The organism is Peterkaempfera podocarpi, from assembly GCF_042466665.1.
GTDB lineage: Bacteria > Actinomycetota > Actinomycetes > Streptomycetales > Streptomycetaceae > Peterkaempfera > Peterkaempfera podocarpi.
Map to the genome: position 1 here is coordinate 8,657,312 of NZ_CP162102.1, position 15,768 is coordinate 8,673,079.

Below are 15,768 nucleotides of genomic sequence, written 5' to 3' on the forward strand. Positions count from 1 at the left end.
GTTGTCCAGTTCGGACGCGTTGGTGATGCTCGAGGTGCGCGCCGAGATGCGCGGCGTGGCTGGGACCGGCGCCGGCCGCCGGTGCCGGCTGGAGGCGCTGCTGCCCGGCGGGTATGGGGGGACGTGTCGCGGTCCGGCCCGCGCCGCCGGCCGCCGCAGCTGTCGGACTGCCGCCCATGCGCGCGGAGTTCGAACGTATCCTCAGCAAGGCGCGGACCGGTGACCGTCAGGAGCACCAGGTGTCGCGTGAGGCAGGTCCCATCCCTGCTGCACCGGGATTGACATACAGTCATGTCCGCCTGGTCGGCCTGCTGAACCCTCTTGCGTGGAAACCAGAACAGGAGTGATGCAATGAGTGGCTTCTTACCGGTCGCTTTGCCCTTCGACGGTGAACCCGGCGCCGCTCCCGCACGGCTGCCGTTGTCGAGCGTGGACTCATGGCAGGAGGTGCGGACATGCGCCGTATCTGCCTGACCGTACCGACGAACCGGGAGTGCACCGACACACTCGCGGAGGTCGTCGCGGAGGCGGCCTATGCCGCCAAGTACTTCGACGTCGAGGTCTGCCTGCTGGTTTTGGATTCCTCGGCGGACTTCGCGGCACACGCCCGCGTGCTGAGCGGGGCCGAGAACGTCTGGCACCTGGACGAGCCGGCCCAGCGTGAGTTCCTGGGGCGGGTGATCCGGCGCTCGGGTGTCTCCAAGCCCGACCTGATGGCTGATCTGATGCTCCCGGACGGCCTCTCGTACGGCGCCTGCACCAACCGCGCCTTCCTGATCGCGGCCGCGCTGGGATGCGAGTCCGTGCACCGCCGCGACTCGGACAGCTTCTTCCAGACGTACAACGGGGAGAAGATCTTTCCGATCCACGCGGAACTGCTGTCACTCGGCAAGCCCGCGCACCAGTCCCCGGCCGCCGAGCACCGGCTGGACCCATCGTTGCGGGACGCCGCGGTGGCCATGGTCGGCGCCTCGTTCGTCGGTGAGATGTCCGTGGACCTCGGCGAGATACGCGGCCAGGAGGGGTACTACGACCTGGTCAGCCTCTGGGCCGCGGACGGTACCTCGGACGAGGAGAAACGCGCCCTGGTCGAGGAGTCGTTCACCGGCAGCGAGTCGTTCAGTGGCGACCAGTCCGTCCTCACCGTGGTCGACCCGATGCGAGTGGACATGCACAACATCAGCTTTCACGGGCTGCACGAGAGGATTCCGCTGCTGCCGGCCACGGACACCATCGGCAGCGACTACTTCCTCATCCACGTCGCACACAGGGCCCGGCTGCCGGGAGTCCTGCACAACCGCCACATCGTCAACTTCCACACGTCCGAGCGCAAGACCGATGTCGGGTTCGTGGCCTACCAGATGCGATTCGCGAAGTTCATCCTGTCCATGTACTACCTCCACTTCATCTACCAGCGGATGACCGACGACAACCCGGCCACGATCGCCGCGATCGTCCGGGAGAGCACCTGCCAGAGCCGGGAACCCAACGAGGCCAGGATCGACCGCCTGGAGCGCGCCTACCGCAGGATCGGCGGCCGGTTCGCGGTTGTCGCCGACCGGATCCGCGATCAGCGGGAACGCCTGCTCATCGAGGCCCGCCGGGACATCGAGGACTTCGCGCTGCTCATCGACGCGTGGGCGCCGCTGGTCACTGCTGCCCGTACCACGAGCGTCCGCCATGTCTGAGCGGCGCCACGTACGGTCCGCCCTTCTCGCCGCCGACCAGGACACGATCGTCTATGACCTGACCGGCATCGAGAGGCAATACCACACCCTATGCAGCGAACTGCCGGGCATCACCGTGCGATTCGCGACGAAGGCGTGCCCGGTGGACGAGGTACTCGCCTGTCTGGCCGACCGCGGCGCGGGCTTCGACGCGGCCAGCCCCGGCGAGATCCGGCAGGCCCTGCGGACCGGCGTCGCGCCGCAGGACGTGCACTACGGAAACACCGTCAAGTCCGACTCCGAGATCGCCGCCGCTCACCGGCTGGGCATCACCACGTTCGCCACCGACTGCGTCGAGGACGTACGGGCGATCGCCCGCCACGCCCCGGGCGCCAGGGTGTTCTGCCGCGTTGCCACCAGCGGCGAGGGTGCGCTGTGGGGACTCACCGGCAAGTGCGGCACCGACGACCCCGTCGGCGTCCTCGACGAAGCACGCCGGCACGGGCTCATCCCGGCCGGACTGTCCATCCACGTGGGGTCGCAGCAGATGACTGCACGTGCCTGGCAGATGGCCCTCGATGACCTCGCAGCTGTCCTGCCCGAACTGGAATCACGGGGCATCCGCCTCGACCACATCAACCTCGGCGGGGGACTACCCGCCCAGGGCTACCTCGACCGTGACGGCGCCCCGATGACTCCACCGACTGCGGAGATCTTCGCGGCCGTCCGCGCCGGCATGCAGCGACTGCGGGACGCGTCGCGCGGCGATCTCGAGTTCATCGTCGAGCCGGGACGGCATCTCGTAGCCGACCACGGCACGATCCGCACCCACGTCACCCGGCTGACCACACGCCGGCGCACATGGCTCTACCTGAGCTGCGGCCGGTTCAACGGGCTGTACGAGGCCGACCAGCTCGGCTACCGCCTGGAATTCCCCACCCGCACCGGCGGCCGGAGCGTATCGGCCGTCGTCGCCGGGCCCACCTGCGACAGCGACGACACGTTCGGCGGCGCGCCGCTGCCGGTACCCATCGATCTCGCCTCGGGGGATCCGGTGTGGATACACTCCGCCGGCGCCTACTCCGTCAGCTACACCACGCAGGGCTTCAACGGCTACGACCCGCTCCCCTGCGTGACCGTTCGCGCGGAACGAGTCCGGCCGATCAGCGCCGACGACTGGGACACCATCGTCACGCTGGAGGCGGGCGCGTACGGCGCGAGCGGGATCTCCGAGAGCCGGGCCGTGCTTGAGTCCCGGGCCCGCACCTCGCCGGAGACCTCGTTCGTCCTGGACGCCGGCGAACGCGTCGGCGGATATCTCCTCGCCCTGCCCTACCCGCCGTTCCGGTTTCCCGACCTGGCCCGCGCCGAGGACACCGTCCACCGTTCGTCGAACCTGCATCTGCACGACATCGTGATCGGCGACGACTTCCGCCGCCGCGGCTGGGCGAAACACCTGCTGCGGCACCTCACCGATATCGCCAGCTCCTCCGGGTACGAGCGGATCTCCCTGGTCGCCGTCGGCGGAACCACCGGTTTCTGGTCCGCACGCGGCTACCACGTCCACCCTGAGATCCCGCTGCCGCCCGGGTACGGCCCGGACGCCGTCTACATGTCCCGCGTGATCGCGGGCACAACTGAGCTTGGTGTCTGAGGTCGGACCCGCCGCCCGCGTCTGCTCCTCGGGCTGTGGGGACGGGTGGCGGCCAGGGTGGCATTCCCAGGTGATCAGCAGCGTGCGGGTGCCGTCGGTGGCGACGGTCTTCTCGCGACAGCCCCAACACCACGCGGAAGGAGCGAGCGAACATCGGATCGACGATACGGCAGCCCCAGCGCCCGCAACACAGGCGCGTTCGGCCTGCGAGATCCTCGGCCTTGCGGCGACCGCGGCCCGGGCGGCCACCTGCCCCGGGTCCTGGTCGATGCCCAGCGTCATGAGCAGTTCGCGCCGCCACTCCTCCACCCCCGGCCAGCCGGACCGCTGCTCGGCCGCCCAGCCTCCAGGCAACTCGCCCCCGAAGACGGTGTCGCCGGGCGGCAGCGCCCATCCACCCTGCCGGCTGCTGCGAGCCACCAGCCCTGGAAGACCTTCACCGACGTCGAGTTCGCCACCGCCGAATGGATCGACTGGCACAACCACCAGCGCCTACACAGCGTCCTCGACCACAGCACACCAGCCGAGTACAAAACCGCCTACCCTCACCACCGAACCCACGCCGACAGACCCGTCAGCGCGTGACATCCCGCTCGGCACCAGATCCGGTGCGGTTCCGTGCCTGCTGCTGAACCCACTGAGGGTGCCGAAACCCGGTTGCCCGGGTCGCCCGGAGACCTGAATGATCTCTGCCGGGCCAGGCGAGGAGGATCCATATGGGGACGTTCAGGCGCACCAACGTGTTCTACGGCGTCGACCACGAGCAGGTGTACGCCGCGCTGGAGGAGTTCTGGCACCACGAGGAGCACACGCTCAAGCTCGAGGACGTCAACGACGTCAACCTCGACTCCTACGCCCTGCACGAGCGGCACGGCGACTGGACCGTGCTGGAATGGACCCGGGGCTGGGAGTGGGATCTGCGCCGGCGCGCCCAACTTCACGTCTCGCGTGTCTTCGACTGCCCCGGGCTGCTGGTCTTCATCTACGACGACGATTTCTGGGGCTGCGAGCTGTTCCACCACGGCGCGGCGATCGACCAGTTTCAGCAGGAGACCGACAACATCGGCTCGTTCTTCGGCGATCTTCCGTGCCAGGGCCGCCCCGATCTCCTGCTCGCCCAGTTTCCGGCTCTGGACCTGGACATCGAGCATGCCCGTGCCTATCTGACGCACTACAGCATTCACGACCCCGCGTACGATGACATCGACTGGGAGGACGAGCACGACCCTCGCAACAGTCCTGTCCGACCGGGCGACGGGTTCGGCCGCCTCGAAGGAGGCGTCTACTGGAACTTCCAGGACTTCCTCGGCGTCGGCCGTGGCCCCGTCTGGCGGAGGTTCACCACCCTGCCGCAGGCACCCTGAGAACGGACGACCGAAGGCAGCCGCCTCGCTGACCCCGGACGCATCCCGGCGAGTACAAACCCAGGTGACTGGTGGTCGGCGGACGTCTACGCTCCGATGGAAGCCCAGACCGGCACTTCCCCACTGAAGCGGAGCGATCATGGCTGATCGGCCGAGTGGTCAGCGACTCTATGACTGGGGGCGTTCCCGGTTCGCGGGCCAGCCTGCTCCGGTCGTCTGGGCCGGCGGGGTTCTACGCACTGCGAGTAGGGCCCTCGGGGACTTCCCGGAGATAGACGCAGCTTTGCTGCTGGCCGAGACGGAGGAACAGTGGGTGCACGCCCGTGCGGTCTTCGCTCGTCTTCGACACCGAAGCCTGGACACGACCCGCCCGCTGACCGAGGAACAGTTCCTCCTGTTCACCCTCGCCGAGCTCGTCGCGAAGGTGGCCCACAACGCTGCAGGCGTGCGACCCCCGTTCGACCATGACTCGGGATGGCGCATCGGGCCTGTCGCCTATCGCCTCGGCGAAGCTGCGGGCAACCACCAGTTCCAAGGTCAGCTCGCGAAGGCTCTCGGCGGATGGCCGGAGGACGTCTGACACTTCCGTCCCTGCACGGCCGAACCCGTTGAACCTGGGCACCGCCTCGCACGGGTTCGCCGGAACATGTGGGTTGTGACAAGACTGTCTGATCGCTGGCTGTACAAACCCAGCAGCAACGCTGAGGAGTTGACTGGTGATCGTTCCGGTCGGTGACTGGTCATGCTGGTTGATGTACGGCGGGGCACGTGAACGGCTCGCCGGTGGCGGAACTGCCTCAGTGATTACGGGGAGTTGGGGCGGCGGGTGGTGGCGGAGGCCGGGTTCGAGGGGGAGTACGATGCCGACGCCGCGCTGGTCAACTTCTATGAGGTGGGTGCGACCATGGGGATGCACCAGGACAAGGACGAGAAGTGCGACGCCCCGGTGGTGTCCTGAGCATCGGGGACGCGTGCGTGGTCCGGTTCGGGAACAGCGAGACGCGCGGCGAGCCGTACCGCGAGGTCGAGTTGGGCTCGGGGGACCCGTTCGTCTTCGGCGGGAACTTGCGGTTCGCCTACCACGGCGTGCCGAAGGTGAGGCCCGGGACAGGGCCGACGGGGCCGGGGTTGACGGGGCGGCTGAACATCACACTGCGGGTGACGGGGTTGTCGGGATGACGGTCGTACTGGTCACGGGGGTGATGGCGTCGGGGAAGTCCACCGTCGCACAGGCTCTTGCCGAGCGGCTGCCGCGGAGCGTGCACCTGCGCGGAGACTTTTTCCGGCGGATGGTGGTGAACGGGCGCGAGGCGGCCCGGCCGGGTGCGGGGGTGGAAGCCGCACGGCAGTTGACGCTGCGCTACCGCGCCGCCGCAGCCACCGCCGACCTGTACGCCGCCGAGGGCTGGACGGTGGTGGTGCAGGACGTGGTGCTGGGGGAGCAGTTGGACACGTTCATCGGTCTTGTGCGGACACGGCCGCTGCATGTGGTGGTGCTCGCGCCGCGGGCGGAGGTGGTCGCGGCGCGGGATGCAGCAAGGGGGAAGACCGGCTACGGCAGTGGCTGGACCGTCGAGGCGATCGACGCTGTCCTACGTGAGCACACGCCCCGACTCGGCCTGTGGCTGGACAGCAGCGAGTTGACGGTGGCTCAGACCGTGGACCGCATCCTCACTGCCATGGCGGCCGGGCACACCGTCGTCGTCTGACGAGGAGCCCGAACTTGTCCCGCTTTTCGGGACAGTTCCATGCGGATGGGGGCGGAGCGACGGTGAAGGGCCGCCAGCGCCGCGGGGCGGTCCGGTTGGAAGTCTCCGGGTTGTTCGCCGAGGGCGTCACCCCGCCCGAGCTGGCCCGTCGGTTGCGGGTGAGCTCGAAATCGGCCTACCAGTGGCAGCAGGCCCGGCGGGAAGGCGGGGCGGCGGGTTCGGAATCACCCCGGTCGTGAGAGTCTCTCGGCCGCGGTTCAGGGCGGGTCTCGGTCGCCGGGTTGCACGCGATGCAGCTGGGTTCGCGGCCCCGGCTGTGCCAGCGGCTGCGGCGCCACACCGGCCGCAAGGGCGAGCGTCGCAGCCTGTCCGAGCGCGACTGCATCGGCCTGATCGGCGGGATGCACCAGTTGGTCAAAGCGTCGATAGTGCTGGTGTGGGACCGGCTGAACACCCACGTGTCCCACGCGATGCGAGCCCTGATCACCGCCCGTGCCTGGCTGACGGTGTTCATCCTGCCCGCGTACGCGCCGGAGCTGAACGCGGTCGAGTACCTGTGGGCCCACGTGAAGCACAGCCTCGCGAACCTCGCCGGCGTCGCCCTCGACCGCCTCGAATCCCTCGTCCGCACAACCGACTCAAATGGCTCCAGTACCGCCCCGATGTCCTCGACGGCTTCATCGCCGGGACCGGACTCTCCCTCGGCCTCCCGCCGCCAGCACCTTGAAACGCCGAGGTCAGTAAGCGCTCAAGGCTCAGGACACGCCGGGGCCTCTCGGGCTCCCGCTGCTGCCCATCAGGAACCCGACCGGAGCCGACGGCCACCCATACAACGTGACCACCAGCAGACGGAGAATCCCCGGCGTTCATGCCGGGGAGGAGGTCAACGAGCCTGGAGTGCGCCGGCGTCGGGAGACGTCGCGAAGGTCTGCAGGTAGTCGATGGCTGTCTGCAACGCGTCTTTCAGCGGAGCGATGTCCCGCGCGACCTGGGCGAGGAGCATGCCGCCCTGGAAGGCAGCAAGGAGCAGATTGGCCAGCTGCGTGGGAGCTGCCTCAGCGCTGATGCGGCCGAGTTGCTGCATGCGCTCAATTCCCTCGCGAAAGATCCCCCTCCACTGGTCGAACGCACCCGCGAGCTCGTCGTGAACGTCGAGGTCGGTCTTGATGATCTCGCTCGCCAGGGAGCCGAGGGTGCAGCCTTCCTGGTAGGCGCGCTCGTAGCCGACGTAGAAGTCCGCCCACGCCCGGAGCGCATCGAGGGTGTCGAAGCCGGCGAATCGCTCGTCGCGGTGGAACGTGAGGACGCGCTCGGCCTGCCAGGCGATCACGGCCAGGACGAGACTCTCCTTGGTCGGGAAGTAGTGGTTGAGCTGGGATCCGCTGACGCCGGCGACGCGGCGGAGCTGCTCGTTGTTCGTCGCGTGAACTCCCTTTGTGTAGATGAGTTCCGCAGCGTGCTCAACGATGCGGGCACGCGTTGCCTGCCCCTTTGATGTGAGTTTGTGAGGGGCGGGAGCTGCCGTGGTGGTGGCCATGCTTAACGATACCCCAGATTGGGCTTGACAGCCCAGATCCGTGTGGTGTTCACTCTGAGAAGTGGGCTGGACAGCCCAAAAATGCCACAGGGATCGCAGTCGCAACGGGGACTGGGCCTGTGAAGCAGCAAGATCCGACCTGGGCTTGACGCTGACCGTTCAACTCACCGGAGGTTGATTCGCCATGGCGCGACTGAACGTTCCCTCTCCCGACGACGTCCCCGACGGGGCGAAGGGCATCCTCGGCAGCGTCGGCACACAGTTCGGCTTCGTCCCGAACATGTTTGCGACGCTCGCGTCGAACCCGACCATCCTCGACGTCGTCATGACACTGCAGGGCACCTTGAGCCGGGTTCTGGACGCGAAGACGCGGCACACCATCGCGCTCGCCGTGTCGCAGGCCAACGGTTGCGATTACTGCCTGGCGATGCACACCTACGTATCGTCCGAACTCGGTGGCATGTCGAGCGATGACATCGACTTGGCCCGGGCTGGGAGCTCGATCGATCCCAAGCGCGCCGCGGTCGCTCGTTTCGCTCAGCAGGTGGTGGAGAGCCGAGGTCAGGTGACCGACGCCGACCTCGCGGCTGTGCGAGGCGCCGGGTACACCGACTCGCAGATCCTGGCGATCGTCGCTGTGGCGGTGCAGTTCCTGCTGACCAACTTCATCAACAACGTCAACCAGACCGACATCGACATCCCCGCCGTCAGCTCGGCCGGCACGCCCGGCTGATCGCCGGGACCCCCTCGAGGCCGCGCACACAGCCGGTAAACCCGCGCCGCCCCAAAACGATCATTCGGGAAAGGTTCGCTATGCCAGGCTCCGAACTCTATGAAAAGTTCATGGCACTGCACACCCGCGACGGTGGCCTCGTCATGCCGAACGCCTGGGACGGCCTCTCGGCGCTGATGCTGGCCGATGCCGGCTTCGAAGCGATCGCGACATCATCGGCAGCACTCGCCACCACACTCGGCCGACCGGACGGGCGTCACGAAGTCACCCGCGACGAGCACCTCGAGCATGCGCGGCTGCTCGGCCGGCTCACCGGGCTGCCCGTCAACGGAGACTTCGAGGACGGCTACGGCGACACGCCTGAAGACGTCGCCGCGACCGTGGAAGCCGCCGTCGAGTCCGGCCTGGCCGGTATCGGGATCGAAGACACCTCGGGCAATCCCGATCAGCCGATCCGCGACTTCGACGAGGCGGTCAACCGCATACGCAGCGCCGTCGACGCGGCCAAGGGGCGCATCGTCGTCACTGGCCGCACCGACAACTTCATCCAGGGGCGGCCCGATCTCGACGACACCATCCGGCGTCTGACGGCCTTCGCCGAGGCCGGCGCGGATGTACTCCACGCCCCTTACCCACCCGACCTCGACGCACTCGTCGCGATCGTCACCGCCGTCGCGCCGACACCGGTCAACGTCCTCATCTCGCCGGCGGACAAGGTGCTGAGCGTCGCTGAACTGCAGAAGGCCGGGGTCAAGCGCATCAGCGTGGGTCCAGCGCTCTACACCCACGCGATGGAGGCACTCCAGCAGGCCATCAAGGCTCTCGTCGCGGGTGACCTCACCACCGCGACGACAGGAATCAGCTTCGAGCGCATCAGCGACCTACTCGCCCGCGGCGCGAACTAGCCCAAACCCTGCGAACCACGGCTCCTCATCACTCATCGCAAGAAGAAGGCAGATCGACATGAATCTCGACAAGCTCATGAACAAGCATCTCACCAGGTATTTCGACGCCAGCAGGACCATTCCGGAGGAACCCTTCAGCAGCTGCTGAGGTTCCTGCGCTCCACGCCGTCATCGGTGAACGTACAGCCCAACCACTTCTACGTCCTCGCCACGCCCGAAGGCAAGGAGCGGCTCGCCGACAACCTGGGCGAACGATTCCGGGACAACGCCGAGAAGATCCTGAACGCGTCGCACACCATCATCCTCACCACCCGGGCAGATCTGCCCGACACCCACCTCGAGGCGGTGTTCGCCAAGGAGAGGGCCGACGGTCGGTTCCCGGACCCGTCCAAGCAGGAGCTGTGGGAATCCATGACCCGGGACTTCCTCAACCTGCGCAACTACGGCTACAAGGACCTGAACCACTGGATGGAGAAGCAGACCTACATGGCGGTGGGCCTGACCATGATGGCGGCCGCCGAGCTCGGCGTCGAGGCCACGCCGCTGGAGGGGTTCGACCCGACCAGTGTCGACAAGGCCTTCAAGATCCGCGAGAGCGGACACACCACGACGGTGCTGCTGGCCCTCGGCTACCCCGACCCGGAGAGGGTGTACACCACCCCGATCTCGCGCTTCGACGCCGACCGGCTGTTCACCTTCATCTAAAAACCACCCGGAAACCAAAACCCACCACACATACGAGGAAGAAGCATGTCAATGAAAGCCATTGTGGTCACCGATCAGGGCGCAGGAACTGCCGGAATGACGCTGACGGAGCGGCCTGAGCCACTTGCAGCGATCAACGACGTCATCGTTCAGATCCATGCATCGGGCTTCGTCCCCACGGAGATGGAGTGGCCGTCGACCTGGGCCGATCGCGCCGGCCGTGACAGGACACCGTCGATCCCCGGCCACGAGCTGGCCGGAGTGGTCACCGCCATGGGCTACGGCACGACGGGGCTGTCGGTCGGGCAGCGGGTGTTCGGCCTCGCCGACTGGCACCGCGACGGCACCCTCGCGGAGTACGTGGCGATCGAAGCACGCAACCTCGCACCGCTGCCAGGCGACGTCGACTTCACGGTAGGCGCGTCCCTGCCAATCTCAGGTCTGACCGCGTGGCAAGGGCTGTTCCAGCACGGCCGCCTCCAGGCCGGACAGACCGTCCTCGCCCATGGCGCCGCCGGGGCAGTCGGGACGATGGTGACCCAGCTTGCACGTGAAGCCGGCGCTTACGTCATCGGCACCGGACGCGCCGCCGACCGCGAGAAGGCACTCGACTTCGGCGCACACGAGTTCGTCGACCTCGAGAACGACACGCTGAAAGATGTCGGCGGCCTCGACCTGGTCTTCGATGTCATCGGTGGCGACGTTCAAAAGCAGTCCGCCGCCCTGATCAAGGCCGGAGGAACGCTGGTGTCCATCGTCGGCCCGGTCGAGGCGCGGCCCACTGACGGCCTGGCGGTGGACTTTGTCGTCGAGGCCGATCGTGCCGAACTGGGTGAGATCGTGCAGCGGGTGCGGGACGGACGGCTGCGGACCAACATCGGTGACGTCGCGAGCCTCGACGATGCCGTCGGCGCCCTCAACCCGACCACGCGACGCAGCGGGAAGACAGTCGTCCGCGTACGCCCGTAGGCCGTGGACGGCCACGGTCCGACCGGCAGGTCATGGCACTGGTCTACGCCACGGCCATCGGCCACCGGCCGGCGCAAGGACTCGAACCGACACACGCCAGGCACTCGAACCGACAGAGGAGTTGATCAGCGTGGACGGACAGGAGCTGCAGAAGATCGCGCGCGACTACGCCGCGGAACTGCCCGGCACCGACCAGGAGCATCGCTTCGGCCCCGACTGGGAGCTCCACAAGGTGGGCGGCAAGGTCTTCATGCTCATGACCGACATGCCGGGCCGCCCCGTCGTGATCCTGAAAGCCGATCCGGACGACGCCACAGCCCTGCGTGAGCAGTACGCAGACATCACCCCCGGCTATCACATGAACAAGAGGCACTGGATCACAGTGGAAGGCGGAGACACCATCGACGACAACCTGGTGAAGGAACTCGTGGCCGACTCCTACCGTCTCGTGGTCGGCGGGCTTCCCAAGTCCAAGCAACCCGTGGATCCACACATCAGCAACCGCCGCGCCTGACCCTCACCATGCCCATCAGCGGCAATAGCTCCAGGACGCAGCGCACAACACGGTACCGGCGCAGCCCGGGATCAGCCACGGGCGCCCGTTCACCGAGCAGCTGGACCTCCAGAAGGAGGCAGGCAAGGCGTCGATCGTCACGGACGACCCGGACGACCCGGACGAACGCACCATCACCCTCACGGCGGAACCGGAGCACGGGCGGCTCCCGCAACACGAACACCCATCGATCCCCCTGGCCTACCAAGCAAACGCTCGCCACCCACCACGAAGTAGGCCAGGGGGAAGCGCCCTGGCCGCCACGCTTCCCGACAGGCCGAGGGTCGGCGTCTCTGCACAGCCCACGCCGCCGCGAAACGGTCCTGCCAAGGGGCACGTGGAGCGCACCTGCTCAACGGCTGCGCATGCGTCGGTGCGGAATCGGCGGGCGCATGCGCGGGGCCGTTGGCGTCTGTGTATTCGAGGGCCTCCTCGCCGGCTGTGCTGCGGCTCCACCAGCCGCAGAGGCGGGCGGGCTTGGTGGCGAGGGCCTCGATGGTTACCCGGATGCGTCGCTTGCGGTCGAGATGAACGCGTCAGAGGCACGAACAGTCCCTCAGCCACAGCACCGACCGGGGACGCCTCGCCGGATGCGCCAGGATCCCGCGACAGCGTCTTCTGGCCAGCGGCCGAGCACATCTCGCTTGTCGGGGAAATGCCGGTGGGGGTGCCCCCGGTCAGGCCCCGACCCGGCCCGGTCGGCGATCACCGCAACGGTCGTCTCCGCACCCCTGCTCGGCGAACGACTGAAGCGCGGCCACAACGAGTCGCTCGCGCGCGTCCGGCTCCCAGCGCGACATGTTGGCAATGCTAATAAAGTGGCGGCTGGGGCTGAGAAGATGCGGTCGCCTCGTCGGGAATGTTTTAGCGGCGGGCGGCCCGACCGGCCCGGACCGCCAGTTCTTGTCCTGCGACGCAGCGTCGCAGCAGTCATCTGGAGCCTCCCATGCGCGTGTTCGTCACTGGCGCCAGCGGCAGCATCGGCTCAGTTGTCGTTCCCGAACTCATCGCCGCTGGTCACGAAGTCCTCGGCCTCGTCCGGTCCGATGCCGCGGCTACGGCCGTCGCCGCCGCCGGCGGGACCCCGCTCCGCGGCGACCTCACCGACCTTGACAGCCTGCGCGCCGGCGCCACGCAGGCCGATGGCGTCATCAACCTGGCCTTCAGCAACGACTGGAGCAACTTGGAGCAGGGCATCGACGAGGAAGCGCGCGCCGTGCAGACCCTCGCGGCCGCACTTGCAGGCAGTGGCAAGCCGTTCGTACATGCCGGCCTCACGCCGATGATGCCAGGCCACACCTCCACCGAGGAGGACCCCAACACCACCAACGGTCCGGTCGGTGGCCGCGGCCGCACCTCCGACGTGGTAGCGAGCCTGGCCGCCCAGGGCGTCCGGTCCTCTGTCGTGCGGCTGCCGCGCTCCGTGCACCAGCGCGGGTCGCAATACGGCTTCTGCTCGGTACTCATCGCCGCCGCGCAGAAAACGGGCGTGTCAGCGTACGTCGGCGACGGCACGCAGCGATGGCCAGCGGTCAACCGGCGTGATGCCGCCGCGCTGTTCCGCATCGCACTCGAGGACGCTGCGCCGGGCACGGTCCTGCACGCGGTGGCCGACGAGGGCGACACCATGAGGTCGCTGGCCGAGACCATCGGCGGTGTTCTCGCGGTGCCGGTCGAGTCGGTGCCGCCTGAGCGCTTCGGCGTCATCGGTCGCGTGTTCGCCCTTGACATGCCGTCGTCGAGTGAACTGACCCGGGAACGGTTCGACTGGCAGCCCACCCACCCGAGCCTGATCGACGACCTCGCTGCCGGCGGCTATCCCGCCCCGGGCTGAAATCCTTGTGATGCCGCCGGGACCGGACAGGGTGAGCGACTACTGACCGTCCGCGCACACGGGGCCTTCCTTGCCTCCGTCTGCGTGCTCGCCGAAGGCGTTGACATCGTCGACGAGCGGGGTGTTGAGGGGTGGTGTGTTTCGCGGACACCCGCGGTTCCCAGGTCAGATGGTGCAGGACATGGGCCGGTCCCTGCACCCCTAACCCCGACGGTACGGCCATGACCGTCCAGGACCCTGGTGACCCTCTTCTTCCGGTCCGGCGAGGCCCCAACCGGACATGCTCGCCTCCGCCTTCGTGTATGACGGACCCGTTCGCCTTCCAAGACGTGGTACATCGGGGTGGAGAGACAGGGTTGCCCTGGCTTCGAGGTGCCGCCCACCGTCCCCGACCGGCGGCGAGAGAAGGCCGCCGCCCTGTTGGCCACCGACTGGGAGGACCGGCCTCGGCCCCACCGCGAAGGAGCAATGCTCATGACCTGTGGATCGGCTGCGGGTTGAACGCGAAGGGCGTACCTTCCCGAGTGATCGACTTCTGGTCATCGAGTAGGCCGACGTTGCACCGTCGGTCGGGAAGGCACGCCCATGCTGAGCGTAGTGAATGCTGATGGAACGACCGAGACCGGCTCCCTGATCGACGACATCGTTCGCGAGGGTGCGAGGCGGATGCTGGCCGCCGCTGTCGACCTTCGCGACCGTCCGTCTGCGGACCAAGATCACCAAGGGTGCCGGATCCCGGGCTGCCGCCCTGGCGATGGTCTTCAAGCTCGTCGAGTCCGCCCAGGCCCGCTGGCGAGCCGTGAATGCCCCCCACCTCGTTGCCTTCGTCGGCGCCGGGGCGCGCTTTGCACGCGGCCAGCTCGTTGAACGGCCGCAGACGACCGCGGCGTGAATGCGGTGGCGGACCTGCCTCGAAGTTCGAGAACATCCGGTCATGTTGGATGGCACGGCAGGACAGGAGCTTCCGGTCGGCTTCGGGTTCCGGCCGTATCGCGGCGACGAAGACCACGGCGCTATGGCCGCGGTGCGGCTGGGATGTGTAGAACGGGACCAAGTCGATGTCCATTCGGTTGTGGAAGGGCTCCCGACAGCGGCCGAGATCGCCGAAGCCTCTGCCGAGTTGGAGGAGCCGTCCAAGAACCAGATCCTGGCGGTGCTCGACGGGAGCGTCGTCGGCTACTCGACGATCCGGTGGTGGCAAGAGCGCGACGATACGTGGGTGTACCTGCACCGCGGCCACCTCTTGCCCGAGCATCGCGGTCAGGGCGTCGGCTCAGCCATGCTGAGCTGGGCCGAAGAGCGGATCCGCCAGCTCGTCAAACAGCATGGAACGGCGCGGACGGCAATGATCGGCGCGAACGCCATGGTCTCTGAGCAGGACGCCACGGCACTTCTGCGCGCAGCCGGCTACCGACGTGTCTTCAGCCTGGTCGAGCTGGAGCTGGGCGATCTGCAGCAGGTGCCCGAGCCGGGCAGCGAACTGCCAGCCGGGATACGGACAGGGCCGATCGGAACAAGCCACTACCGTGCAGCCTGGAGGACGGTCGTCGATTCGTACACGGACACAGGCTTCACTCAGAGATGGCCTTTCCAGGACTTCGTCGACACCGCCGACCCCGCATGCTGGAGGGCTGCCTGGAACGGGCGGGACATGGTCGGCGTCGCCCTCTGCTCCATCCGCCGTCACTACCACACCGTGGGCAAGGTGGAAGAGCTGAGTGTCCGGACGGACCAGCGACGCCTTGGAATCGGCCGGGTCCTGCTGCTGGACGGGCTGCGGAGCCTTCGCGAGCAGGGCGCAACGACCGCCCGGCTGTTCACGGGCACGGCAAATCCGCACCGGTCCTACGACCTTTACGAGAGTGTGGGGTTCCGGCGGCAGAACGAGTACATCCGTTACCGCAAGCCGCTTGCTTGATCACCGGTCATTGGGCTGTCTGGTTAGTCCACAGGATTTGACAATGCCTCACTGCGAGTGCCCACCTGCTGTGACGAACTGCGGGCAGCTGCTGAGTAGCTGGCAAGCCCCTGTGGGAATGGACGCTGAACTACAGTCCGACGAGAGAACTCCATGGTCTTGGAAGCCGTGCCTGTCGCCGTCGGCCCGGTGAACTGATGGGAGAGATCAATCAGTGTCG

General features: G+C 67.6%; 15 protein-coding genes and 3 pseudogenes. 17 read left to right on the forward strand and 1 reads right to left on the reverse strand.

What is annotated here, in order from left to right:
• Nucleotides 1-455: 455 nt before the first annotated feature.
• From AB0761_RS37720 to AB0761_RS37760, 9 genes and pseudogenes are all read left to right on the forward strand, one after another.
• Nucleotides 456-1,688 (forward strand): DUF6271 family protein, encoded by a 1,233-nt coding sequence (locus tag AB0761_RS37720; protein WP_377273789.1) that lies wholly within the window; start codon nt 456-458, stop codon nt 1,686-1,688.
• On the forward strand, nt 1,681-3,321 hold the full coding sequence (locus AB0761_RS37725) for a GNAT family N-acetyltransferase (RefSeq protein WP_377273790.1): 1,641 nt from the start codon (nt 1,681-1,683) through the stop codon (nt 3,319-3,321). Before AB0761_RS37720 ends, AB0761_RS37725 begins: the two co-directional genes overlap by 8 nt.
• A 57-nt stretch (nt 3,322-3,378) precedes the next feature.
• Nucleotides 3,379-3,906, forward strand: a complete 528-nt coding sequence (locus AB0761_RS37730; RefSeq protein ID WP_377274524.1) for an IS3 family transposase — start codon at nt 3,379-3,381, stop codon at nt 3,904-3,906.
• A 131-nt stretch (nt 3,907-4,037) separates the two neighbouring features.
• Complete coding sequence (locus AB0761_RS37735) at nt 4,038-4,685, forward strand: hypothetical protein (RefSeq protein WP_377273791.1); 648 nt, start codon at nt 4,038-4,040, stop codon at nt 4,683-4,685.
• Nucleotides 4,686-4,968: 283 nt separating this feature from the next.
• Nucleotides 4,969-5,265: a hypothetical protein gene (locus AB0761_RS37740; protein WP_377273792.1), complete on the forward strand. Its 297-nt coding sequence runs from the start codon at nt 4,969-4,971 to the stop codon at nt 5,263-5,265.
• 179 nt (nt 5,266-5,444) lie between these two features.
• Nucleotides 5,445-5,864 (forward strand): annotated as a pseudogene (locus AB0761_RS37745) (alpha-ketoglutarate-dependent dioxygenase AlkB); the annotation flags it as partial.
• Nucleotides 5,861-6,394: an AAA family ATPase gene (locus AB0761_RS37750; RefSeq protein ID WP_377273793.1), complete on the forward strand. Its 534-nt coding sequence runs from the start codon at nt 5,861-5,863 to the stop codon at nt 6,392-6,394. The pseudogene AB0761_RS37745 and the gene AB0761_RS37750, both read left to right, overlap by 4 nt.
• Nucleotides 6,395-6,456: 62 nt before the next feature.
• Complete coding sequence (locus tag AB0761_RS37755) at nt 6,457-6,633, forward strand: helix-turn-helix domain-containing protein (protein WP_377273794.1); 177 nt, start codon at nt 6,457-6,459, stop codon at nt 6,631-6,633.
• Between the two features lie 51 nt (nt 6,634-6,684).
• Nucleotides 6,685-7,121, forward strand: a pseudogene (locus tag AB0761_RS37760) (transposase).
• Nucleotides 7,122-7,277: 156 nt separating this feature from the next.
• On the opposite strand, the gene AB0761_RS37765 reads toward AB0761_RS37760, so the two are convergent.
• Nucleotides 7,278-7,931 (reverse strand): TetR/AcrR family transcriptional regulator, encoded by a 654-nt coding sequence (locus tag AB0761_RS37765; protein ID WP_377273795.1) that lies wholly within the window; start codon nt 7,929-7,931, stop codon nt 7,278-7,280.
• Nucleotides 7,932-8,115: 184 nt separating this feature from the next.
• On the opposite strand from AB0761_RS37765, the gene AB0761_RS37770 reads away from it, so the two are divergent.
• From AB0761_RS37770 to AB0761_RS37805, 8 genes and pseudogenes are all read left to right on the forward strand, one after another.
• Entirely contained in the window at nt 8,116-8,664 is a 549-nt protein-coding gene (locus AB0761_RS37770) for a carboxymuconolactone decarboxylase family protein (protein WP_377273796.1), read from the forward strand.
• 110 nt (nt 8,665-8,774) lie between these two features.
• The gene (locus tag AB0761_RS37775; protein ID WP_377273797.1) at nt 8,775-9,569 is read left to right on the forward strand and encodes an isocitrate lyase/phosphoenolpyruvate mutase family protein; all 795 of its coding nucleotides are present in this window, start codon (nt 8,775-8,777) and stop codon (nt 9,567-9,569) included.
• 174 nt (nt 9,570-9,743) lie between these two features.
• On the forward strand, nt 9,744-10,274 hold the full coding sequence (locus AB0761_RS37780) for a nitroreductase family protein (RefSeq protein WP_377273798.1): 531 nt from the start codon (nt 9,744-9,746) through the stop codon (nt 10,272-10,274).
• Nucleotides 10,275-10,325: 51 nt separating this feature from the next.
• Nucleotides 10,326-11,243 carry an NADP-dependent oxidoreductase gene (locus AB0761_RS37785; protein WP_377273799.1) on the forward strand — a complete coding sequence of 306 codons (918 nt, stop codon included), beginning with the start codon at nt 10,326-10,328 and terminating at the stop codon, nt 11,241-11,243.
• A 130-nt stretch (nt 11,244-11,373) separates the two neighbouring features.
• Nucleotides 11,374-11,757: an MmcQ/YjbR family DNA-binding protein gene (locus AB0761_RS37790; RefSeq protein WP_377273800.1), complete on the forward strand. Its 384-nt coding sequence runs from the start codon at nt 11,374-11,376 to the stop codon at nt 11,755-11,757.
• A 985-nt stretch (nt 11,758-12,742) separates the two neighbouring features.
• Nucleotides 12,743-13,630 carry an SDR family oxidoreductase gene (locus AB0761_RS37795; RefSeq protein ID WP_377273801.1) on the forward strand — a complete coding sequence of 296 codons (888 nt, stop codon included), beginning with the start codon at nt 12,743-12,745 and terminating at the stop codon, nt 13,628-13,630.
• Between the two features lie 673 nt (nt 13,631-14,303).
• Nucleotides 14,304-14,522: pseudogene (locus tag AB0761_RS37800) on the forward strand (IS256 family transposase); the annotation flags it as partial.
• Between the two features lie 42 nt (nt 14,523-14,564).
• Nucleotides 14,565-15,548, forward strand: coding sequence for a GNAT family N-acetyltransferase (locus tag AB0761_RS37805; protein ID WP_377273802.1), 984 nt, complete (start codon nt 14,565-14,567; stop codon nt 15,546-15,548).
• Nucleotides 15,549-15,768 lie beyond the last annotated feature (220 nt).

Bases quoted from the DNA above. Each gene is read 5' to 3' on its own strand.
- AB0761_RS37805 (WP_377273802.1), top strand. From the start codon at position 14,565: ATGTTGGATGGCACGGCAGGACAGGAGCTTCCGGTCGGCTTCGGGTTC.
- AB0761_RS37785 (WP_377273799.1), top strand. From the start codon at position 10,326: ATGAAAGCCATTGTGGTCACCGATCAGGGCGCAGGAACTGCCGGAATG.
- AB0761_RS37775 (WP_377273797.1), top strand. From the start codon at position 8,775: ATGGCACTGCACACCCGCGACGGTGGCCTCGTCATGCCGAACGCCTGG.
- AB0761_RS37770 (WP_377273796.1), top strand. From the start codon at position 8,116: ATGGCGCGACTGAACGTTCCCTCTCCCGACGACGTCCCCGACGGGGCG.
- AB0761_RS37720 (WP_377273789.1), top strand. From the start codon at position 456: ATGCGCCGTATCTGCCTGACCGTACCGACGAACCGGGAGTGCACCGAC.
- AB0761_RS37750 (WP_377273793.1), top strand. From the start codon at position 5,861: ATGACGGTCGTACTGGTCACGGGGGTGATGGCGTCGGGGAAGTCCACC.
- AB0761_RS37765 (WP_377273795.1), bottom strand. From the start codon at position 7,931: ATGGCCACCACCACGGCAGCTCCCGCCCCTCACAAACTCACATCAAAG.
- AB0761_RS37735 (WP_377273791.1), top strand. From the start codon at position 4,038: ATGGGGACGTTCAGGCGCACCAACGTGTTCTACGGCGTCGACCACGAG.
- AB0761_RS37795 (WP_377273801.1), top strand. From the start codon at position 12,743: ATGCGCGTGTTCGTCACTGGCGCCAGCGGCAGCATCGGCTCAGTTGTC.
- AB0761_RS37725 (WP_377273790.1), top strand. From the start codon at position 1,681: ATGTCTGAGCGGCGCCACGTACGGTCCGCCCTTCTCGCCGCCGACCAG.